The organism is Hymenobacter sp. HDW8 (assembly GCF_011305775.1).
Lineage (GTDB): Bacteria > Bacteroidota > Bacteroidia > Cytophagales > Hymenobacteraceae > Hymenobacter > Hymenobacter radiodurans.
The window spans coordinates 36,057-57,485 of sequence record NZ_CP049907.1; the positions used below are offsets into that span (position 1 = coordinate 36,057).

At 54.1% G+C, this 21,429-nt stretch carries 16 protein-coding genes; 10 read left to right on the plus strand and 6 right to left on the minus strand.

Going from position 1 to position 21,429, the window contains the following annotated elements:
* The first annotated feature begins 74 nt into the window (after positions 1-74).
* Both G7064_RS00190 and G7064_RS00195 read left to right on the plus strand, forming a co-directional pair.
* Positions 75-2,816 carry a hypothetical protein gene (locus tag G7064_RS00190; protein ID WP_166071978.1) on the plus strand — a complete coding sequence of 914 codons (2,742 nt, stop codon included), beginning with the start codon at positions 75-77 and terminating at the stop codon, positions 2,814-2,816.
* Between the two features lie 185 nt (positions 2,817-3,001).
* The gene (locus G7064_RS00195) at positions 3,002-4,312 is read left to right on the plus strand and encodes a tol-pal system protein YbgF (RefSeq protein ID WP_205711149.1); all 1,311 of its coding nucleotides are present in this window, start codon (positions 3,002-3,004) and stop codon (positions 4,310-4,312) included.
* A 79-nt stretch (positions 4,313-4,391) separates the two neighbouring features.
* On the opposite strand, the gene corA is transcribed toward G7064_RS00195, so the two are convergent.
* Positions 4,392-5,585, minus strand: coding sequence for a magnesium/cobalt transporter CorA (corA, locus tag G7064_RS00200; protein WP_133273168.1), 1,194 nt, complete (start codon positions 5,583-5,585; stop codon positions 4,392-4,394).
* A gap of 250 nt (positions 5,586-5,835) precedes the next feature.
* Here corA and G7064_RS00205 point away from each other — a divergent pair, with 250 nt between their 5' ends.
* From G7064_RS00205 to G7064_RS00215, 3 genes are all read left to right on the plus strand, one after another.
* Complete coding sequence (locus G7064_RS00205; protein WP_166071979.1) at positions 5,836-6,762, plus strand: hypothetical protein; 927 nt, start codon at positions 5,836-5,838, stop codon at positions 6,760-6,762.
* Between the two features lie 138 nt (positions 6,763-6,900).
* Positions 6,901-8,217: a hypothetical protein gene (locus tag G7064_RS00210; protein WP_166071980.1), complete on the plus strand. Its 1,317-nt coding sequence runs from the start codon at positions 6,901-6,903 to the stop codon at positions 8,215-8,217.
* Positions 8,207-9,157, plus strand: coding sequence for a glycosyltransferase family 2 protein (locus G7064_RS00215; RefSeq protein ID WP_166071981.1), 951 nt, complete (start codon positions 8,207-8,209; stop codon positions 9,155-9,157). The genes G7064_RS00210 and G7064_RS00215 overlap by 11 nt, the downstream gene beginning before the upstream one ends.
* Positions 9,158-9,375: 218 nt before the next feature.
* Here the strand turns inward: G7064_RS00215 and G7064_RS00220 are convergent, their stop codons facing one another.
* A complete protein-coding gene (locus tag G7064_RS00220) occupies positions 9,376-9,540 on the minus strand; it encodes a hypothetical protein (protein WP_166071982.1) in 165 nt (54 codons plus the stop codon).
* Between the two features lie 168 nt (positions 9,541-9,708).
* On the opposite strand from G7064_RS00220, the gene G7064_RS00225 reads away from it, so the two are divergent.
* Positions 9,709-10,530 carry a phytanoyl-CoA dioxygenase family protein gene (locus tag G7064_RS00225; RefSeq protein WP_166071983.1) on the plus strand — a complete coding sequence of 274 codons (822 nt, stop codon included), beginning with the start codon at positions 9,709-9,711 and terminating at the stop codon, positions 10,528-10,530.
* A gap of 412 nt (positions 10,531-10,942) precedes the next feature.
* Here the strand turns inward: G7064_RS00225 and G7064_RS00230 are convergent, their stop codons facing one another.
* Positions 10,943-12,640, minus strand: coding sequence for an ArnT family glycosyltransferase (locus tag G7064_RS00230; RefSeq protein WP_166071984.1), 1,698 nt, complete (start codon positions 12,638-12,640; stop codon positions 10,943-10,945).
* Between the two features lie 68 nt (positions 12,641-12,708).
* Here G7064_RS00230 and G7064_RS00235 point away from each other — a divergent pair, with 68 nt between their 5' ends.
* Positions 12,709-14,352 (plus strand): hypothetical protein, encoded by a 1,644-nt coding sequence (locus G7064_RS00235; protein WP_166071985.1) that lies wholly within the window; start codon positions 12,709-12,711, stop codon positions 14,350-14,352.
* A gap of 105 nt (positions 14,353-14,457) precedes the next feature.
* Positions 14,458-15,435: an acyl-ACP desaturase gene (locus G7064_RS00240; protein WP_133273156.1), complete on the plus strand. Its 978-nt coding sequence runs from the start codon at positions 14,458-14,460 to the stop codon at positions 15,433-15,435.
* Between the two features lie 68 nt (positions 15,436-15,503).
* Here the strand turns inward: G7064_RS00240 and G7064_RS00245 are convergent, their stop codons facing one another.
* The 3 genes from G7064_RS00245 to G7064_RS00255 all read right to left on the minus strand — a co-directional run bounded on the left by G7064_RS00245 (position 15,504) and on the right by G7064_RS00255 (position 17,518).
* Positions 15,504-16,361 (minus strand): methylated-DNA--[protein]-cysteine S-methyltransferase, encoded by an 858-nt coding sequence (locus G7064_RS00245; RefSeq protein ID WP_166071986.1) that lies wholly within the window; start codon positions 16,359-16,361, stop codon positions 15,504-15,506.
* Between the two features lie 137 nt (positions 16,362-16,498).
* Positions 16,499-16,951: a hypothetical protein gene (locus G7064_RS00250; RefSeq protein ID WP_166071987.1), complete on the minus strand. Its 453-nt coding sequence runs from the start codon at positions 16,949-16,951 to the stop codon at positions 16,499-16,501.
* Positions 16,952-17,236: 285 nt separating this feature from the next.
* Complete coding sequence (locus G7064_RS00255; protein ID WP_166071988.1) at positions 17,237-17,518, minus strand: DUF427 domain-containing protein; 282 nt, start codon at positions 17,516-17,518, stop codon at positions 17,237-17,239.
* Between the two features lie 211 nt (positions 17,519-17,729).
* Here G7064_RS00255 and G7064_RS00260 point away from each other — a divergent pair, with 211 nt between their 5' ends.
* Positions 17,730-18,833, plus strand: coding sequence for a vWA domain-containing protein (locus G7064_RS00260; RefSeq protein ID WP_133273152.1), 1,104 nt, complete (start codon positions 17,730-17,732; stop codon positions 18,831-18,833).
* 325 nt (positions 18,834-19,158) lie between these two features.
* Positions 19,159-21,276, plus strand: a complete 2,118-nt coding sequence (locus G7064_RS00265) for a heavy metal translocating P-type ATPase (RefSeq protein WP_166071989.1) — start codon at positions 19,159-19,161, stop codon at positions 21,274-21,276.
* The last annotated feature ends 153 nt before the right edge of the window (positions 21,277-21,429 follow it).

Consider the following 21,429-nt stretch of genomic DNA (forward strand, 5'->3'; position numbering starts at 1 on the left):
TCTGCGTACAACCTTCCGGGGCGCTTAACCGAATAGTTACCTTTGCCCCCCTTGTCACGCACCCCGGCCACCTAATGTCGCAGAAGCTTCTGGTGTTTTTGGTAGGACTGCTGCTGGTTTCGGCCCTCGGCTCTTACCTGTATTACCGCCGCTCGGTGGCCAGTACTCCCGTGGATCCTTGGGCGCTGGTGCCCGACGATGCCGTGCTGGTTGTTGCCACCCGCGACCATCCTACGCTAGTGCGCCACCTGAAGGAAACCCAAATCTGGGATAACCTGACTGGAGTGCGCTACTTTCAGCAGATTGAGGAAAACTCGGCTCTGATTGATAGCGTGGCCGGTAGCCCAAGTGTAGTAATGAAGTTTTTGGGCACGAAGCTGGTGCTCACCTCCGTGCATGTAACGGGCCCTACTACTTTCGACCTCCTGTTTCAAGTGCCCATTGGCAGCGTGCGCGAATACCGGCAGCTACGCGGACTCGTAGATGGTTTAGGGCAGGATGCGCGCTACCGTGTGACGACGCGGGAATACCGGGGCCAGCAGATTACGGATTTGCGGCTTCGGGGCACAGGGCATGGAATTACATTTCTGAATTACCGCAACCAACTCGTAATGAGTACCAATGCGGGCTTGGTGGAAACAGTAGTCAGGCGCCTGGAGCAACCTGAGCTACCCTCAATTGCCGCCGATTTCAAAAACACTGACTACCTCCAGCATAAGGATGTGGATGCGATGTTACTACTCAATTACCGGCAGTTTCCGCGGTTTCTGGGCGTATTCTTTCGTCCGGAGCTTCGACCCAGCTTGGAAAGCATCACCGGTTTGAGCCGCAATGGCCTACTGGGGATGAAACTCGTGGGCAACAAGATTTTATTCAACGGCTTCACTAACCCCGAAACTACCCGCGATGCCCTGCACCAGCGCCTGCGTGGCCAGCACGCCCAGCGCCTGCGTATGGCCGATGTACTCCCGCTGCGCACCGCTTTGCTATTGCACCTCGGTCTGCAAGACATGAGCAAGCTCCCGGTGGCGCGGCGGTCAGCCCCAGTCGATACGCTCGCCGACCGTACTGGCCCACTGCTCGACAGCCTGACAGCGTCGTTCAGCCGGGAGGCGGCTGTGTGTTATCTGGGCTCGTCGTCACCGCGGCAGATTCCGGCTAAGCTCGCCTTGGTTTATTGCCCCGATCCGGTCCGCACGGCTACGTTATTGGGCCAGTTGCGCCGCCTTACTGGTACTAGTCCTTCCTTTGAGCGTGTGGGCCCTTTCCGGATATATCAGGGCGGCGTGCCCGAATTGCCCAGCCGCCTCTTGGGGGGCTTTTTTACAGGCTTCGATGATGCTCCCATGCTGGCGCAGGTCGGGGATTATCTAGTGTTTGCAAAGGATGCTGCTACGCTACGTACCTGGCTCGACGATGTTGTTGACAAGGCTACCTGGAGCAGCTCGCCCGCTCAGGTGGCTTTTTTGCAAGAAACTCAGCCGCAGGCCCGGGTAAGCTTGATAATGGACACCCGGAACAGCTGGAATGTGTTGCTGCGTGCATTAGTAGAGGAGCGCCGGGCGGGCTTACTGCGCAACGAGGCCCTGTTTAAGCGCTTTCCTCAGCTGGCATTGCAGTTTGTGCCTCCAGCCAATGAAGCTGATGCTGATGCCCAATACTATACCCAGCTGCTGCTGCGTCATCCGGCAGTAGGCCCGGCTGTTGCAGGTCTGCAAGGCACCACTGCCACGGGCGGCTTACTTACTTTTAAAACGCCCTTGTCTAGCTCGCCTACTTTAGTAACCGTACAGGGGGCGAGACTGCCCGCTGTGCTCGTGCAGGACAAAGCCCAAGTGCTCCACTATGTAACTCCCGATAACGTGGTAGCTTGGTCTGACACGCTGCCGGGGCCACTAGTTGGGCCTATCAGCCGATTACCGGTGGGGGGCAATTTGGGCTATTTGCTGGCTACTCCAACCCAGCTGCACTTGCTCGATCTGCAGGGGCGCTGGGCGCCAAACTTTCCCTTAAACCTGCCCGATACAGTACGCACCACCTCTCTTACAGCCGGACCAGCTATCGGGAAAACGCCCCCCGGCTTGCTTGTGGGTGGAGGAGGGGGCAATCTGTTTTTATTTGACACAAACGGTCGGGTTTTCCCTAGTTGGCAACCCAAGCGGCTGGACTTCAACCTGGCTGCTCCACCGCACTATCTGGTCGTTGGCGGACGCACAGTGATTGTAGCGCTGCTGGAGAATGGCTACGTATATGCCTATAATCAGCAAGGCAATCTGTATTCAGGATTCCCACTGAGCGTAGGCGCTCGGCTTAATACGGGCGCTTTCGTGGAGGCCGGTACTACCTTGGGCCGCACCCGCCTAACCGTGGTAAATCAACACGGGGAGAGAATTACCTTTAATCTAAGCGGCGATGTAGTGAGTCGCGGCAGGGTAGCCACCTGGAGCCGTAGTTCGGTTTTTCGCCTTGTAGCTGACCCTGCCCGCCATAGCTATGTGGTAGTAAGGGAGGAGGGAGGACGGGTAAGTATCTTCGATCCATCGGGCCGGCAACTGCTAACTCAAACCTTCGTGACCTCAGGCCGCAAGCCTGTACAGTACTTTGACTTTGGGGCCGGTCGGCGGGTAATTGTAATCACGGAGCCGGCTCCTCAGCGCGCTTATATATATGATGCCCAAGGACGTTTGGTAGGTGGTCAGCCTTTTGTAAGCACCGCCCCTGAAGTAGGACTACACTACGAAGCTGTAACGGGCACCTACTACTTATTCCGCACGGTTGAAGCTGAGCTGAGACGCACTGATTTGAAAATGAATTAGGGCCTTCAGCAGGACTATCCGATAGCTTAGGTACACTAATTGCTTGCATTACCCCGTTGTCTGGCGAAGATAACGGGGTTTATTTTTTATTATAATAATCAAAGATAAATAGCCATAAAAGTCGATTTTACTTGCAAGTTTCTAACTTCGGGTAATGAAAGGAAAGCAGGCTTTAAAGTTGTACTATGTATAGAAAACTTTTACTCTTATTTTTTGGCTTACTTCCTTTCTTAACACTAGCTCAAGGCTCCAATGCCGTGCCGCCGGTACCGGTTATGCCTGGTGTTGAGGTGGCTGATGTTGAGGTGCTTCCTGGTGCTGTAGATACCAAAGGCTGGCTGCTGCTCGACCAAGATATCCAGACGGAATTGGAGGGAGCAGTGCATAATCTCTACAACTTCAAATTCGATAAGGCGGAGAAGCAGTTTCGCTCGTTGCGGCGGCGCTATCCTGAGCACCCAATGCCATATTTTCTGCTGGGCCTGAGCACGTGGTGGAAGATTCTGCCTACCAATATGCAGGAGAAAAAGTATGATAAGATGCTGTATGCCTACATGGATACGGCTATCACTTATGGCGAGAAGCTCTACAAGGCTGATAATAAAAACTACGAAGCCTGCTTTTTCCTTTCCGCTGCCTACGGATTTGACGCTCGCCTGAACGCCGAACGATCTAACTGGCGCAAAGCTACCGTAAGCAGCAAGCGCGCCCTCGACTACTTAGCTAAGAGCAGAGAAGCGAATGGTTTGAGCGCTGACTTTCTGCTGGGGGAGGCACTCATGAATTATTATGCCGTCTGGATTTCGGAGAACTACCCACTGCTACGGCCGGTATTGCTATTCTTTCCTAAAGGCAACCAAAAGCTAGGATTGCAGCAACTGCGTACGGTAGCCGATAATGGCTTTTATACGGGCATGGAAGCGAAATTCTTCCTAATGAAAATCCTGCTGAATGAGGAGGATAATCCGGCCCAATGCCTGCCGGTAGCGCGTTATTTGGCCACCACTTACCCCGACAACGGCTACTTCCAGCGCATATATGCCCTCACTTGTTTCCGGGAGCAGCAAAACCAAGAATGCGAGCGGGTGTCTCGCGATATTTTGGCAAAACTTAACCGGGGAATGCCTGGCTACGAGGGTGTAAGCGGTAAGTATGCCACTTATATGCTTGGCTCACTGATGCAACTGCGCTACAAAGACCAAGCGAAGGCAAAAGACTACTATGAGCGTTGCATCGTATTTGCGGAAGCGGCCGGCGAGACAACGGTTGGATTCTATGTATACGCCAACCAAAGTTTGGCGCAAATGGCTGCTGCTCAGCGTGATATTAAAACGGCTCTTCGCTACTATAGCGTGGTGCGCGATAAGGCCGACCGTAAATCGGAATCGTATCGGGAGGCTACTGCTTATTACAAAAAGCATAAAAACAACCAGCTTAACTCCGGTAGCTCGCCCGCACCACGTGCCCCAGCTACGTCCCTACAGACCCGGCGCTAATCTCACGCCCGAAAAAAGCCCCCCAGACGCTCATATTCGGGGTCTGGGGGGCTTTTTTGCGTTGTAGTAACTGAGTTACTCATCGGCTGGTAAGCCAGCCTTTGCGATAGAAGTAGATAAGCTGACCAGTTACAATAATAGCCAGGGCACCCAGCAGGACGGGGTAGCCCCAGGGCTCGTAGAGTTCCGGCATATTGAGGTGGTTGATGCGGCCATCGGGCGCTTCACGCTGAAAATTCATCCCGTACAAGCCTACTACAAAGCTCAAAGGAATGAAGATGCTACTGATGATGGTAAGCACCTTCATTACCTCATTCATGCGGTTGCTTTGGTCCGACATAAATAGATCGACGAGGCTGGTAACGGATTCACGGTAGCTCTCGGCCAGGTCAAGGCTTTGGATAGCGTGGTCGTAGCAGTCGCGGAAGAATAGCTTGATATCATCAGGAATCACGTCGTCGGGCTGGCGCAGAATTTCCGCGATTTTCTCGCGCTCTGGGTACACCAAGCGCCGGAAACGGATGATGTCTTTCTTAACGTGCAAAATACGATTGAGCAAGCGCCGGTCGCCACGCCGCCCAGTCAAGATCCGATGTTCGAGGGTTTCAATATAGTCGCCAATGGCGGCCATGGTCGGGTAGTAGTGATCGAGCACTACATCGGTGAGCGCATAGGCCAGATAAAGCGAAGAGCGAGTTTTTATCTGGCTAAAGCCGGAGCGCAGCCGGTTGCGAACGGCATCCAGACAATCATCGTAGTCATCCTGAAAGCTGAGGATGTAGTTGGGCCCCGTGAAGATGGAAAGCTGGTCGTCGTCAATTTCAAGAAGCGGTGTGAACTCCGTCATGCGCGAAACCATAAACAGCCGTCCATCATCAAGAATATCCACTTTGGCCCGCTGATAGTCGCTGAGCACATCTTCCATCAGGAGCGGGTGAATAGCGAAATCGGTCATCAGACGCTGTAACAGGGCCAAGTCGTTGTAGCCGCGCACGTCAATCCAGTGCTTCAGATGCTGGTTGGCCTGGAAATACTGCATTAGCTCACTATAGCTGCTGTACTCTTTCTCTAGGAAGAAATCATTGGTGTACGAAATCATGAATAAGCGCGGGACCATCGCATCGGAGCGGAGGGTAAGCGTGCCTGGCCGTTGACCCACGGATTGCTCCCTGGCCTGCCGGGTAGCGGCGCGGTCGGCTACGCCATTTGGATGCTCCATTTCCGGGCTGTCGGTCGCCGGGGTTGCAGTAGGTTGCGACGAAGTAGGTTCCATGCAGCAAAAAGAAAAAGGGCGTTTGCAGTATCTAAGGTAAGCAGGGTTAGAATCAGATGGACCTTAACTTGCGTATGGAACGGCTTGGCTTCGGGGCATCATTCTTTGATAAGTAAACCGAACCACCCGGTTTTACTTGTAATTTCGCAGTCCGAATTTGACGTTTTTCTTAGTGAACTCCACCACAGGCGTTGCCTCACTGCTTGCTTGCTCTACACTTGAGACACCGTACGCGGTGCGGTGTGGGCCGATGAGCGAACCTGTTTTGCCGCTGGCGTTCGAGTCATTTCTGTATATGCAGCCCGCTCATCTAGGCCTACAAAGATCGGCAGGCCAGCAGCTGGCGTTTTACCTGGAGGACCAAGCCCGTGGCCAGACCGTCGCCCAGCTGCATATTGTTATAGACGCTGATACCTATGGGTTGGCCTACAGCCCATATCAGGCCCCATTTGGGGGAATCCAGCTGGCCTCGGGGGTGCCGAACGCGGCGCTGAAGGCCTTCATGCTGGCAGTGCACGCAACGCTTAAGGATTCAGGAGTGCGGCGGCTACGCATCCGCGCCTACCCCTTTGCCTACGACCCGGCAGGGAGCGCGCTCATGACCCAAGGGTTGAGCCAGTTAGGCTATCAGGTGACACTGGCCGAATTGAATAATCACCTTCCACTGGAGCAGGATTTTGAGGCGCGGCTGCACCCATCAGAGCGGCGACGCTTGGCCAAATGTCGGCGCCACGGCTTTCGCTTTGAGCAGGAACCGCTGTTTTTCCTGCCGAAAGCGTACGAGTTTTTACGGCGCTGCCGCGAAGAAAAAGGCCAGCACCTGTCGCTTAGCGAGGAAAGGCTAACCGAGTTGTTTCGGGCGTTTCCCAACAACCATTTCCTATTCTCGGTGCGCGACCCAATGGGGGAATGGGCTGCACTTACGGTCGCTATTCAGGTAAATGAGCGGGTCCTGTATAATTTTTACCCCGCTAGTCCACTGGCTTATAATGCATTTAGCCCGGTGGTGTCTCTCAATGAAGGGCTGCACGCGTTTGGCCGGGCCAGCGGTTTATCACTCCTCGATCTGGGTACTTCAACGCTGCCTACTGGCTTAAATCAGTCGCTTTTGCAGTTCAAGCGGCACCTGGGGGGCGTTTTGAGCTTGAAGCTGACTCTTGAGTGGTCCGCCGCATAGCGGCCGTGTCGAGTCGGTTGGCTTTGAAAAAAATTATTACGGGCTCAGCGGGTAATATTGCACTCGGATAACCACCCGCGCTACTGTTATTTTCCTTATAGACTGTCGCTGGATAGTGGAACTGTAAAACCCCGATTCGTGCGTTACAGAAAGCCCCTCGGCACTGTCCAGAAAGCCCCCCAGATTGAAGCCAAGATGGTTGGGCGGTTTTTGCGCGGCTCATTGGGCTCCACGCTAGGCATTGGAGCGCGTACGGGTGGGGCTCTGCTTCTGAACAAAATGCTGGCACTGTACGGTGGTCCCGGTGGGCTTACCCTGTTGGCGCACTTTCAGAATTTACTGGCGCTGTTCACCACCTTGCCTAACGATGGGGTGCATGTGGGGGTGGTAAAATACCTGGCCCCATTGCGCGTTGGTTTCGGTCGCTACCGAGCTTGGTTTGGGGCAGGTATCATTCTGAATATGGTAGGCCTGCTGCTGGGTGGCTTGGCATTGGTGCTGGCGCCGGGACCCTTGGTAGGCGTATTCCGACTCACGGCTGGCTGGTTCTTGTGGTTTGCTTTGGGAATTAGTATGCTCTCGGCGCATGCCCTGCTTGGCTCCGTCTTGCTGGCCGCCGGACGGCTGCGGGCCTATGTCTGGCTAACGGTGACGCTTACTATTCTGAGCGTGAGTGGAGTAGGAGCAGCCTTGTCGCTTGGATGGCACATTGAGCAAGTACTGCTTACGTATCTGCTGGCCCAGGGCCTTACGCTGTTGCCGACGGTGGCCGTATGTTGGCGGGCAGGCCTGTTGCCGCGCATACGGGGCAAGGTAAGCCAGACCGCCTTACGGGGCTTAGGTCGCTTCCTGCTAATGGCGGGCAGTTTGCTTCTGTTTGGAACGGCCGTGAATTTCGCGCTCCGCGAAGTACTGATTGCGCGCTTTGGTTTGGCCCAAACCGACCTCTGGCAAGCCGTGAACAAAGTTTCAGACAACTACACAATGGTGTTTACCGGCCTGATGAGCAGCGTGTATTACCCCCGACTGGCCGCCCTCAGCACCCAGCCAACCGCGCAGCGCGCTTATGTGCGAACGGTGCTGCTGCTGTTGGCGCCGGTGCTGGCAGTAGGGCTTGGGCTAATCTATCTACTGCGCGACTGGTTACTGCCGTTGCTTTTCGATGCGCGTTTTGCGGCTGCCAGCTATCTTTTTGCCCCCCAGCTCCTGGGCGACTGGGTTAAATTTCTGACCTGGATTTTGCTGTTTCTGCTTACAGCCAAAGCGCAGGTAGGGCGCTACGTGGCCGTGCAGGCGGGTTCGGCAATGTTATATGTGGCTTTATTGCAGGGATTGTTGCCTCATTATGGTCTGCTGGGGGTGCCACTGGCGCATGCGGCACGTTTTGGTGTGCTGCTGCTGATTTGTGTGGTATACTTTCGGTCTTATATACAGCGCGGCGCCGATGGAGGATAAGGAGAAAAAAGCCCCCCAGTCGGACTTAGGTGCCTCCGCTCCGCTGGTCACGATTGTAGCGCTGTGTCACAACCACGCGCCTTTTCTGCGTGAAGCGCTGGATTCTATTTTAGCCCAAACTTACCCGGCGCTCGAGGTATTTCTGGTAGATAACGGCAGCTCCGATGCCAGCCCTCAGATTTTGGGCGAGTATGCGGCTGCCAATCCAAGCTGGAAGCTCACACTGCATACCCAAAACCTGGGTTTGTGCGCTGGCTTCAATCAAGCCTACCGACAGTCGCGGGGGGCTTTTTTAATTGATTTTGCCACCGATGATGTGCTGCTGCCTGAGCGCGTTGCGCAGCAGGTGGCTGCTTTTCAGCGTCTTCCGGCCAGCTATGGCGTAGTATATTCCGATGCCGAGTTGATTGATGAGCAGTCGCGCTTCATGCGCCACCATTTCCGGCGTACCGCGAAGGGACTACAGCCGCGCCCGGCCTCCGGCGACGTATTTGTGGACGTATTGGAGCGCTACTTTATCAGTACCCCTACCATGATGATGCGCCGCGCCACCCTCGACGAATTGGGGGGCTACGATGAAACCCTCTATTATGAGGATTTCGATTTCTGGGTTCGGGCGGCGCGCAACTGGCATTTCCACTTTCTGGACGAGGTAACTACCCGCAAGCGCAAGCATCCGCAGGCTATGTCGCGCACCGCCTATTTACCCTCCGATCCTCATCTGGATTCCACCATCCGGACTTGCCACAAGGCGCTAGGTTTGTGTAAAAACCCGAGGGAGTTGACAGCTTTAGCGGTGCGCCTGCGCTGGGAGATGCGGCAAACGGTGCGCTGGGGCAATTACAGGCATTCACTGGCCTTTTATGCATTATTACGTCAAACAAATAACGTGGGCTTCCTCGATTGGCTATTGGCCCGCTGGAGTCGCCTGCGCGGTTAATTCACGCTTATTGCCACCGGCTACGCAAACTCAATTGCGAATATCGGTCCCTGTTTGGTTCGTTAACAAGTACAACTCCACGCCATTATCCCTAATCTGTAGCTTGCGGTGAGGAAAGCGAGCCAATATCTGCTCCGCTGAAGCAGTGATTACCTGTGGAATTAGCTCGTCGTTGCTGAGAATAGGTCGGTTAACCAGCAGCCAGATCGGCCGGTCCGCTACCGTGCGAAGGTGCCAGTGGCTAGCTGGTGGGCGTAGCGGGCATAATTGTAGTCATCGTAATCATAAAGGCCCTCATGTGCGAAAAGGAAAAAGGCAATCGTGAAAAGCCCAACGAAGACAAGCGTAGCGTGGGGTAGTAGACGGAAGGTAGGCGCTGACACGGGGGCAAGTTATCCAATGTTGATGCGTTAATAATGGGCAGTCGGAGGAATGAATTTTGCGCCTGACTACCGCTTTGCCCTACTTTGCGCGACTATTATACCTCGCTACCCTGAATCATCGCCGTATTTGTAGCGCTTACTTAGTCAAAATCAAACTTTTCCACTTCTATGAAAGCTAGCATTAACGCACGTGAGGTAACGTACCAAATTGAGGGCGAAAGTGGCCAGGCCGAAAACAAAGTGCTTCTGGCTGATAGTATCGACCTTACCCGTGGTACCTCTTGGGCTGATGATGGCTATACGGTGGCGGAATTTCTGTCGGCGCCTGAGCAGCGGCAACTACAGGCTGGCCTTGAAGCATTGGTACGCGAAGCGCTGGTCGCGGCAGGTCTGCCGGTCGCGGCGGATTTTCCGGTGGCTGACTACCACAAGGTGATTGGCGATGACCAACAGCGGCATCTAGCAGTCGTAAATCTGACGAAGGAATACACAATTGACCGACTACCAGTGCCGGCGGCGCTGCTGGAGGCCCGGGTTTCGGAGTTATGCGGCCACCCCGTTCAGGCGTATAACCCTTTTGATCAGATGCGTCTGTTTCATCTGCGTCTGGTAAGGCCCGGCCGCTTCGATAATAATCCGCTCCACCGTGATGTGTGGCTGCCTGACTATGATGATTGCATTAATATCTATGTGCCAGTAACCGGTAGCACTGCCGACTCATCCCTGAGCCTAGTTCCGGGAAGTCATTGGTGGCCCGAAAACCGGGTAGAGCGAACCCAGAATGGGGCTGTATACAATGGCGTTACCTACACGGTGCCGGCCGTCAAGCAAACAGCTGAACCTTTGGAGCTTATTCGTCCTAATCCAGGTCCAGCGGAAGTATTACTCTTTTCGCCTTACCTACTACACGGCGGCGCGGTGAATCTTAACGCAGATGCTACCCGCTTATCCTTGGAAATGCGATTTTGGCCAGTAGAAACGATTGGTTAACGCTGCGAAACCAAGAGTCCTCTCTAATGTAAAAAGCTAGATCCGAAGCTGCCGCATATAAGCAACTCTTCTTATTTTAATCTTATAGTTAAGCTGAAATAGAAGCATGCGCTACACGGCATAAATTCCTTAAAATACTTGTATTTTTTATTTGTAATTGCCTATTATTCAGTTGTAAGTCATGTCACAAATGGCCCCTATTTTTCCTTGTTAGGCAACTGCTTTATCGGGAGATTTGGATATTAATTAAATGCTAGTGACGCGCTTATGAAAACATCTCTCTACTACCGTCGCCAAACTTATATTGTTACCTTATTGCTGGCTGTGAGTTGCCTGCTGATGCTAATCACCAATTAGTGGTTAGTGAATCTGTTTGAATGCAGATCCTTCTAGGCGTACTATTCATTCTTATTCACTTCTTTCTGCGCAGCGTAGTTACTGGCAGAGCAGTTGCCATTCGGCCCCAATCAAGCTTATATAAGCTAACCTTGCCCACTTCGGCCACCAGTTGCCGACCCGGATAGCAAGCCAATACATCCGTCTCTGAATAGCGGATAAGCTTTCTCGTCAATTCATCGTTGGTCAGCGTGCTGCGGTTCAGGAGCAACCAAGCCTGTTGGCCGGGCTCTAAGCGAACAGAATCGCGGGCGGCATAGCGCCGGAAATAGATGCCGGGGGGCTTTTTATGATCGTAATAATAATCGTAGTTACTCACCAGGTAGTCGTCTACAAACACTACGCCTCGCGCTGGTGGTTGTAAGTAGCCGTCAATCAGCTGATTCTGCTCAAAATGTGATGATACGCTTGGCTTGGTCATGAAGTAGGCGGGCCTAACTGCCGTAGTACCGGCCACTGCCAATAGGAGCAGCGCCGCGAAGGCGTAAGTGCCCGGCCGCTGCCAGCTGGCGCGGGCGGAAGGACCTGCCAGGATGGCCATCAATCCGAAGTACAAACTCAGCCCGCCGTAAATCAGGGAAACGGAGCTTCGCGCCCAACCTGCACAAGCCAGCAAAGCCAGTGCTAGCCAACCTGCCCCACGCCCAGAGCGGCTAAAGTCGCGAAGCCCGAAGCCTGCTGCCACACATAGCGGTGGAAGCAGGGGGGTAGTCATGCGCGGCAATAACGTGATTGGGTTGTATTGGGTAAGCGAGGTGCTGCCAAACCAGTAGAAGACCAATGTGGAACCGGCTAGCGCCAGCCAGAACTTGGCGTCTGAGTCGGGCCAGCGCCGTTGATTTAATAAGGCTAACAAGGCAAAAAGAATAACGCCACCCAGCCCTGTGCCGATAAAAAAATCGAGGGGTGCCATAGTAAGCCGATAGAACAACGCTCCCCGCTTTCCCATAATGTAATTGCCTTCTTTCAAGAACTCATTAGTGCGCTCAATCAAGTGGATACGGTACAGTGCATCATCAGTATACACCTGATACAAGGCCAGATAACCCAATAGGAGCACCGTGCCTACTCCGAAAGCGGCTAGCCAAAATCGGCGGTTGCGCCGCCGCCATCCATCGAGCAGAAGTACCCCTATGTAAAAAGGTAGGTAGTAAATAATCGTCTCTTTGCTGAGCAGGGCGGCGAAGTTGAGCAGAGCAAAAAAAGCCCCCCACAAGCCTCCCGCAAGCTGCCCATCACGTCGCCCGATAAGTAGTGATGCTGCACAGTATATACACCAGAACATCAGAATATTATCTGGATATAGATAATTAGTTAGGTTAAGAGTGAAATAATGGAGCCCTAACAGCAGGATAGCTCCTGCTGCCACTACCGGTTCGCGCTTCCCATACAAAAGCCAAAGTACTATGGCGCACCCCAGCGTGGCCAAGAGCGGCCACAAAGTGGTGGTAATGCTGTTGACGCCGAAAGCTTTATACAAGAGGGCAACAGGCCCGAAAATAAGTGGCCTTTCGCGCAACGGGTCAACAAGTAAACCCTGAGGATCGGGAGCCAGGCGGAAGGTGCCGGTGGCTACTTGCTGCGCGTAGCGGGAATAGTAATAATCGTCTAGGGCATATAATCCCTCATGCGTCAGGAAGAAGTACGCAACGGTAAACAGCCCCACAAACAGCAGGGCGAGGAAAGCCAAACGAACGAACGAACGAGTATTCACGGCTGCAAGGTAGGCAGCACTGCGCATGCCCTGCTAACTTAACTCGCACCGCTCCCTACCTTGCAGGCATGAACACCGCTACCCTGGGGGGCTATTTTCGGGTAATGCTGCTGCCACTGCTCTTGCTGCTGCTGTCTATCGGCGGGCTGGGGGCCTACTATGAAACTAACGACGACCTCATCATCACGCAGTTGCTGCGGGGTAGTACGGCCGCCGCGCCCGTCACACATCTGTACTTGTATTTCCACGGCTTTGCCTCTGGGTTGGCTGCCTTATACGCCCAGTTTCCAGCGATACCTTGGTATGGACTGTCGCTGTATGCTCTGCTCTACGTGGCGCTGGTTTTGCTTTTCGCCGTGCTCAACCGCTTGTTGGCCGGCTGGCTGACCGGGGGGCAAATTACCTTGGCGCTGACCCTGTTCTTTGGCTTAGTCTTTATTGAGAATAGCCTGTGGTTCAACTATATGCGGGTGCCATTGCTGCTGGCCGGCGCCGGGGGGCTTTTTGCCGCCCAACGCACCGACCGAGGCTGGGCTATAGTAGTTGGGTTGGTAGCGTTTGGTGCGGCATGGCTAATTCGGCCCAGCGCGGCCGTGCTCGGACTCTTAGTGGCGGTGCCGGGTGGACTGTGGCTGGGCCAGCGCCGCGGGGCCTACCTATTGGCCTCGGCGTTGCTGCTGGCAGGAGTGGGGGGCTTTTTTCTCACCGTTACCCGTTCGCCTGAAGCCACCCGCTTTCGGGTGCTGGATGTACTTAAGTCTAACCTCAACGACTTTCAACTATACCAGCCACAGCCAAAAACTACCTCCGATACGCTTGGTGTGCAGGCCGTCAGTCACTGGATTTTAAGCGACTCTACGTTGGTCAACGAAGCTTTTTTTCAGCGTACTGCCCCTCCTAATGCTGACTTTTTCCTGCGTGAATCGGCTCCTGTGAAGCTGGCTACTTTGGGGCGCTTGGTGGTGCGCGACTACTTTCCGCTGCTCCTACTGAACGCGCTCATCTTCGTGAGTCTAATGCGGAGTTCGCCCACTCGCGGCCGACTTTTCTTCTGGCTAACTCAGGTTGCCTTTAGCTTGCTGATTTTAGGTATAGGAGTAGGGCTAAAGCTTCCCCCACGCCTCGGACTGCCGCTGTTTACGCTTTTCACCCTTGGCAATGTCATTTATTGGCTGCGACTACCACCGCCAGCGCGTGTACCATTCCCACGCTTAGTAGTAAGCCTATTGATTTTGACAACAGGTATTTACAGCTACAAAACGCTGCATAGAAAACAACTGCTGGCAGCTGAGCGCTCCCGCCATGAATCTTATCTGACCGCGCTAAACCGTGCCACGGTTGGGGGGCAAATATTGGTGACGGCGAATCTGGAAGTAGCATATAAGTCGTTGTCGCCCTTCAACGTATATGTCCTACCGCAGCCGCAGTTGCCGCTTACGGGTTGGGCCACGCTTCACCCTTCCTTGCCCACGCTTCGACAGCAGCTTGCTGCCACCCGCGACTTCAGCGCCAGCTTATATCGTTTAGCCGAACGGCCCGGAGTGCGATGGGTTTTAGCCCCCGAGGTAGTGCCGTTTCTGCAACGCTACGCCCAATATCACCGATCAGCTGATAAGGCTGGTATTTCCTTTACTCTGCTTAATAGGATAACACCGGACTCCACCCTGCCACAGCTTTATGAAGTGCGGCTAGAAATTATAGAAAAGCCGTAAAAGCCAAAATTTTGTAATAGCCCTAAAATGGCTATATAACGTATTTGGGAAATGGGAATGCCTACATTTGGCCTTCCGTTCCCTTCTACTAATCTCCCCTACGTCATGCTCGCAACCGTAACCTCCCGCGGGGAGGTGCTTCAGCATCTGGAATCCTTTTTACGGGAAAACATGGGCTCCTTCCTCAAGAAAGTGGAGGACAGCTGGCAGCCCTCCGATTTCTTGCCCGACTCCCGCCTTGATACGTTTTTTGACGAAGTAAAGCTCATGCGTGAGCGCGCCAAAGAACTCAGCTACGACCTGCTAGCGGTACTCATTGGCGATACGATTACGGAAGAAGCACTCCCGAATTACGAAGCTTGGTTTCACCAGCTCGACGACCTCAACCGCGACCCCAATAACGGCTGGGCGCAGTGGATTCGGGGCTGGACAGCGGAAGAGAACCGGCATGGCGACTTGCTCAACCGTTACCTCTACCTCTCGGGCCGCGTGAATATGCGCGAGTTCGAGGTGAGCACGCAGTATCTGATTGCTGATGGCTTCGACCTCGGCACTGCCCACGACCCCTATCGCGCGTTCATTTACACGAGCTATCAGGAAGCAGCTACCAACCTCTCGCACCGTCGTGTAGGTACGCTGGCCCGCAAGGCCGGTGATGATCAGCTTTCTAAGCTCTGTGGTATGATTGCCGGCGACGAATCACGTCACGCCCGTGTCTATCAGACGTTTGTCGATAAAATCTTCGAAGTAGATCCATCCGAAATGATGCTGGCCTTCGAGGATATGATGCGCAAAAAGATTGTGATGCCGGCCCACTATATGCGCGAGATGGGCGTAGATATGGGCAAAACATTCGGTCACTTCACCGACGCCGCTCAGCGCCTCGGCGTATACACCAGCCAAGACTACACCGATATTCTGGAAGGCCTCATCAATACCTGGAAAATCGACCAAATTACTGGCCTCAATGGTCAGGCTGAAAAGGCTCGTGAGTACATTATGGCGCTACCTAACCGCCTGCGCCGCGTAGCCGACCGTATGCCTGTACCGAAGCTCGAATACAAGTTTAAGTGGATTGAGTAATCTGCAGAGATTATGAAAAAAAGCCCCCAGAAACGTTTCTAGAGGGCTTTTTTGTGAAGCTAATTTCCTTAATCAAACAGCCCCGGAGTGGCTACCAGCGCATTCGGGTGTACGCGTGCTGCTTCCCAACCAACTAGTGCCACTTTCCGCGTCGCGCCCCAGCGGTATTGACCCAACTCGCCGGTCTGGCGAATGACGCGGTGACACGGAATGAGATAACTGATTGGATTGTCGCCCACGGCCGTACCCACGGCCCGTACGGCTCGCTCATGGCCTGCAACGCGGGCTAGCTGAGAATAAGTAGTAAGCTGGCCTTCTGGGATTTGCAATAGCGCAGCCCACACTTTGAGTTGAAAGGGCGTGCCCTTTAGGTGCATCGTGAATCGCTCGGTGGGGGAGAAATTACCGTTAAAAAACCGGTCAACCTGCTCGTGTATAGCCGTTTGTTGAGCGGTGAGGGTAGCTTGAGGCCACTCCTGACGCAACTCAGCTACGGCCGCCTCATCGGTTTCGGGGAATATTAGCTTGCAGATACCTTTGGAAGTCGTAGCTACCAAATAACGCCCGAAAGGACTGTCGCCGAAGCTGTAGTCAATAGGTAATTCGGCGCCGCCTTGGCGGTATTCGCCGGGCGTCATGGCTTCCAGGTTCACAAATAAGTCGTGGAGCCGACCGGGCCCTGACAATCCAGTTTCGTAGGCGGTGTCGGCTACGGACAGTTGTTGTCGCAATAAGGTTTTGGCGTGGTCGAGGCTGAGGTATTGCAGAAACTTCTTCGGCGATACGCCAGCCCATTCCTGAAACTTACGCTGAAAATGAAACGGGCTCCAGTGCGCCTGTCGGGCCATTTCATCTAGGTCGGGCTGGGCCTTAAAGTGGGTGCGGGCGTAAGCAATGGCCGCCGCAATACGTTCGTAATCCGTCATCGGAAAATAGCTGAGATAGTAGTCAAATGTACTACCGCGCCTACTGCGCTGCCACCCGAAACTTGCGGTCTTTACAACAGAAAGCCCCCGCAGCCATCTGACTACTGGGGGGCTTTTCATGATGCAAAATGTTAAACTCATGGAGTCTGCGCGGGCGCATCGCTGAAACCGGCTACTGTCAGTCCCATGCCCGGTTCCATCGTGTATGCCACCGTGCGAATGCCCCCGGAAGGCGTGCTGTTTGGGTCGTCGGGGCGATAGACGGGGAAGGAGCGGAGCAGTTGGCTGCCTTCCACCCGAAACTCATCGTGACCCATGTACCCGGATGCGGCCGGTCCGCTTAGCTCCGGCAACGTCAGAGGTCGATGGCCCTGATTCATAAACTCATAGCCCACAAGGCGGCCGTAGGAGCCGCTTCCGGCACCAGCCACAAATACGAACAGTTCCGGATATTTATCGTCGTTGAGGTTGGTGGCAATGGCGTCGCTCACTTGGCCCTCAATCGGAACGGACGTCTTAAACAGCTCTCGATTGTCTTTGGCGGCGGTTAAGGAAAGCGTGCGGCTAGTGCCAGTGCCGGTTGTTTGCACACTGAAACGGTAATCGTCGCGGGCTACTTCTTTCTGAAAGCTAATGGGAACTGTCGCCTCCGCGCTGGGTGCTCCCGGATTGGCACCCTCAGTAGCCGTGCGCTGACTGTCACAGCTACTGCCCAGAAGTAGAATCCCCAGTAAAAAGCCCCCAGAAGGACATGTAAAGAGTATTGCTTCATAACCTATTCCGTTACTGACTTCGGCCGTCAGCCTACCGTGGCCAACGCTTAGTGCAAACGGTCTAAGGCTGTACAGGTTACGCGGGGGGGCTTTTTGGAGGGATTAGGGCTGCACTTGCACGCCTTTCCAAAACGCAACGCGGCCTTCAATCTGCTTGGCGGCATCTTTCGGTTCGGGGTAATACCAGGCGGCATCTTTGTTTAGCTCGCCATTCACGCGCACCGAGTAATAGCTGGCCCGTCCTTTCCAAGGGCAGGTGGTGTGGGCAATACTGTCCTCAAAAAACTCGCGATTAATCGAGTCGGCTGGGAAATAGTGGTTATTCTCAACAACAACCGTGTCGTTGCTTTCGGCCAGAACGGTGTTATTCCAGATAGCTTTCATAGGGGGAGAGGTTGGGGAGGGATGAATCAGAAGAATATTTGTACGCGCCTCACACGCTGTTAGTGACGCCTTTACAATACAAACAAGCGCTGGCGTTGTTCAACGCGCAAATGCGGGTGCAAGGTGTCTGGCAAAGCCGTAACTTGCTTATGGCACTTCGGATGAACATTGCCGCCCGTGCTGTTGTTCTTAAGCCTCAATCTCCCTTCCTATGGCTGCTGGTTTTCGCTTCCGGGACTTCGTGCCCGATGAATCGCCTGAAAAAGGCTTCGATTCTTTATTCAAAATATTTATGCAACTGGTCACTATCACGTCCGGCGACGTGGCAGAGGCTCTTTCCTGGCTTTCCCAGCTCGATAAGCAATATGGCCTAACCGAAGGCGAGTACGGCATCGGCAACTTTATCGACGACCTGAAAACTAAAGGCTACATCGACGAAAACGAGCAGGAGCGGGGTGCTTTCAAGATCACGCCCAAAACCGAGCAGGGTATCCGGAAGTCGGCGCTGGAAGAGATTTTCGGCAAGCTTAAGAAAAGCAACACCGGTAATCACCGCACGCCCCACACCGGCCAAGGCGACGAGCAGAGCACCGACATGCGGGAATTCCGCTTCGGCGACTCGCTCGACCAGATTTCGATGACCGAAAGTATTCGCAATGCCCAGCTCAACCACGGCCTCACCGATGAGTTTATGCTGGCCGAAGGCGACCTGGAGGTGCGCGAAAACGAGCATAAGTCGCAGACTAGCACGGTGCTGATGATCGACATATCGCACTCCATGATTCTGTACGGCGAGGACCGCATCACGCCCGCCAAGAAAGTAGCAATGGCCTTGGCCGAGCTAGTAAAGCAGAAGTATCCCAAAGACTTCCTCGATGTCATCGTGTTTGGCAACGACGCCTGGGAAATCAAGGTGAAGGATTTGCCTTACCTCGAAGTCGGCCCGTACCATACCAATACGGTGGCTGGGTTGGAGCTGGCGATGGATTTGCTGCGCAAGCGCAAAACCGCCAACAAGCAGATTTTCATGATTACCGATGGGAAGCCGACCTGCTTGAAAGAAGGCAACGGCTACTACAAAAACAGCTTCGGCCTCGACCGCAAAGTGGTGAACAAAACGCTGAATCTGGCCGCTGCTGCCCGTCGCCTCAAAATCCCGATTACTACGTTCATGATTGCCTCAGATCCATATTTGCAGCAGTTTGTGAATGAGTTTACGGAGGTTAACCAAGGCAAAGCCTACTTCAGTGGACTGAAAGGTTTGGGCCACCTAATTTTTGAAGACTACAAAAAGAACCGGCGTAAAACCCTGTAAACCAGCTGTATAGCTAGAAGCTTAGCTTATTTAGAGGCAGTATTTAAGAAAGCCGCTGGGGTCAACACCTCGGCGGCTTTCTTATATCCATAGGGCTAAGGGTGGCTGCTAACAAGTTGTTGGTTCCGAAGAGGATCATTGCGAAAGCAAACGCAAGCATAATTTCTCTCTGCTTTCTTTTTGAATTGCGTAGTAAGGTTAGCAGGTGCTGAAACATAGCTAATTAAGCAATGAAGGCGCCCGCTTGAGGCAGGGCTGAAGTAATCTAAAATCGTACTGGACAGAAGAGAAAGCACCTGTTTTCCCTTGCTCGAATACATGCACTATGAAGGAATCCTCCGATATAAGCGAGCCTTTAAACACCGCCAAGCAAGCTGATCCGGCCAACGCAGGCGCTATTAGCCGCAACCAGCTCACGCCCGAAGCCGCTATTTCACCCCAAGGCCACGACGTACCCGGCCACGACCACGCGCTCCCAACCGCTACCTCCGCTGATGAATGTTGCAGTGTAGCTCAGCCCGCTAAAAAGCCCCCCACAACTACCCGCGACCACGACGACCATACCCACGATGATGCTGGCGCCAATCCTTACCTGTGGCCCGGCATTAGTCTGGTACTGTTGCTAAGCGGCCTGGCCCTTGATTACGCCGCCGTGGCCTTTTTTACTGGTCCAGTACGGCTGGGTTGGTATGGTTTGGCCTTCGTGTTGGTAGGCTGGAAGGTGATTCGCTCGGCTCTGGGCAGTATTCCTTCCGGCAATATTTTCAATGAGTTTCTACTGATGAGCTTGGCTACGCTGGGAGCGTTCGCCATTGGGGAGTACCCGGAAGGTGTAGCTGTGATGCTATTCTACACCGTAGGCGAGCTGTTTCAGGACGCCGCCGTAAACCGTGCTAAGCGTAGCATTCGGGCCTTGCTTGAAATTCAGGCCACCGAAGTGACAGTAGTGCGTGGGGGGCAAAATCTGGTGCTGGACCCTAAGCAGGTGGAGCTAGGCGACGTAATCGAGGTGAAACCGGGCGAGAAGGTAGCCCTTGACGGCACCCTGCAAACGGCGGCAGCCAGCTTCAATACGGCAGCCCTCACGGGCGAATCGGCCCCCCAAACCAAGCAGGCCGGCGACACGGTACTGGCCGGCATGATCAACCTGGAGCGCTTGGTGCAGATAGCCGTGACGGCTACTTACCAAGATACCAAACTGGCCAAGATTCTGACCATGGTGCAGGATGCGGTTGGACGCAAAGCCAAAACCCAGCTTTTCATCACTCGCTTCGCCCAAGTGTACACGCCCATTGTGGTGGCGCTGGCCACGCTGGTTATTGTGCTGCCTTATTTTATTGTAGACGACTATGTGTTTCGCACCTGGCTGTACCGCGCGCTCATCTTTCTCGTGATTTCGTGTCCGTGTGCGCTGGTGGTGAGTATTCCACTAGGGTATTTCGGTGGCATAGGGGCGGCTTCGAAGGCAGGAATTCTTTTTAAGGGTTCCAACTTTCTGGATGTCATGCGCGAGATTGATACCGTGGTGATGGACAAAACGGGCACACTCACGCAGGGCGTATTTGCCGTGCAGCAGGTGCAGCCCGCCCCTGGTACCGACGCGACTGAGCTGCTCCGGCTGGTAGGCGCTCTGGAAGCCAAGTCTACTCACCCTATTGCCAAGGCTGTGGTAGCGCACGCAGGCTCAGCCGCAGTGAATACAGTGGTAGATCAGGTAGAGGAAATTGCCGGCCATGGATTGCGCGGCAGAGTAGGTGGCCACGAAGTGCTGGCCGGTAATGCCAAATTGCTCACTCGCTTCAACGTGCTATATCCGGCCGCAGTGGAACAGGTGGTAGACAGCATTGTGGTAGTCGCCATTGATGGCCAATACGCTGGTTACCTGACCGTAGCTGACGCGCCCAAACCCGACGCGGTCCAGGCCGTGCAAGAACTGAAAGCCGATGGCATCACCAAGCTCGTGATGCTTTCGGGCGACAAAGACAGCATCACGCAGCGCGTAGCCAAAGAGTTGGGCATTGAGGAGGCCCACGGTGGTCTGTTGCCCGAAGATAAAGCCCGCTACGTGCAGCAATATCTCAGCGAGGGTCGCAAGCTGGCTTTTGTGGGTGATGGGGTAAACGACGCGCCCGTGGTGGCGTTGGCCGATGTAGGTATTGCCATGGGTGGCTTGGGCTCCGATGCCACCATCGAAACCGCCGACGTAGTAATTCAAACCGACCACCCCAGCAAGATTGCTACTGCCCGCCGCATTGCTCGGGCCACGCACTCGGTGGTATGGCAGAATATCTGGCTGGCGTTTGGAGTGAAAGCCGTGGTGCTGGCTCTCGGGGCTGGTGGCCTAGCTACCATGTGGGAGGCCGTCTTTGCCGATGTAGGCGTGGCATTGCTGGCTATTCTGAATGCGGTGCGTATTCAGCGGATGAACTTCACCAAGCCATAAATTTGCCCCCCGTCGCTTTGGTAAAAGGTCTGATGGCTTGTCAGATTACTCAGTTTGAGTTCTCATGGGAGTAGGTCTCCCTATCTGTAAACACTGCCACTCGCTCTAGCGCCTAGTGTGAGTGTTGCAGAATTAAATCCACGCTGTAAAACG

Excerpts from the sequence above, each read along its gene's own strand:
- G7064_RS00190 (WP_166071978.1), top strand. The coding sequence starts at position 75 with ATGTCGCAGAAGCTTCTGGTGTTTTTGGTAGGACTGCTGCTGGTTTCG.
- G7064_RS00195 (WP_205711149.1), top strand. The coding sequence starts at position 3,002 with ATGTATAGAAAACTTTTACTCTTATTTTTTGGCTTACTTCCTTTCTTA.
- corA (WP_133273168.1), bottom strand. The coding sequence starts at position 5,585 with ATGGAACCTACTTCGTCGCAACCTACTGCAACCCCGGCGACCGACAGC.
- G7064_RS00205 (WP_166071979.1), top strand. The coding sequence starts at position 5,836 with ATGAGCGAACCTGTTTTGCCGCTGGCGTTCGAGTCATTTCTGTATATG.
- G7064_RS00215 (WP_166071981.1), top strand. The coding sequence starts at position 8,207 with ATGGAGGATAAGGAGAAAAAAGCCCCCCAGTCGGACTTAGGTGCCTCC.
- G7064_RS00225 (WP_166071983.1), top strand. The coding sequence starts at position 9,709 with ATGAAAGCTAGCATTAACGCACGTGAGGTAACGTACCAAATTGAGGGC.
- G7064_RS00235 (WP_166071985.1), top strand. The coding sequence starts at position 12,709 with ATGAACACCGCTACCCTGGGGGGCTATTTTCGGGTAATGCTGCTGCCA.
- G7064_RS00240 (WP_133273156.1), top strand. The coding sequence starts at position 14,458 with ATGCTCGCAACCGTAACCTCCCGCGGGGAGGTGCTTCAGCATCTGGAA.
- G7064_RS00245 (WP_166071986.1), bottom strand. The coding sequence starts at position 16,361 with ATGACGGATTACGAACGTATTGCGGCGGCCATTGCTTACGCCCGCACC.
- G7064_RS00255 (WP_166071988.1), bottom strand. The coding sequence starts at position 17,518 with ATGAAAGCTATCTGGAATAACACCGTTCTGGCCGAAAGCAACGACACG.
- G7064_RS00260 (WP_133273152.1), top strand. The coding sequence starts at position 17,730 with ATGGCTGCTGGTTTTCGCTTCCGGGACTTCGTGCCCGATGAATCGCCT.
- G7064_RS00265 (WP_166071989.1), top strand. The coding sequence starts at position 19,159 with ATGAAGGAATCCTCCGATATAAGCGAGCCTTTAAACACCGCCAAGCAA.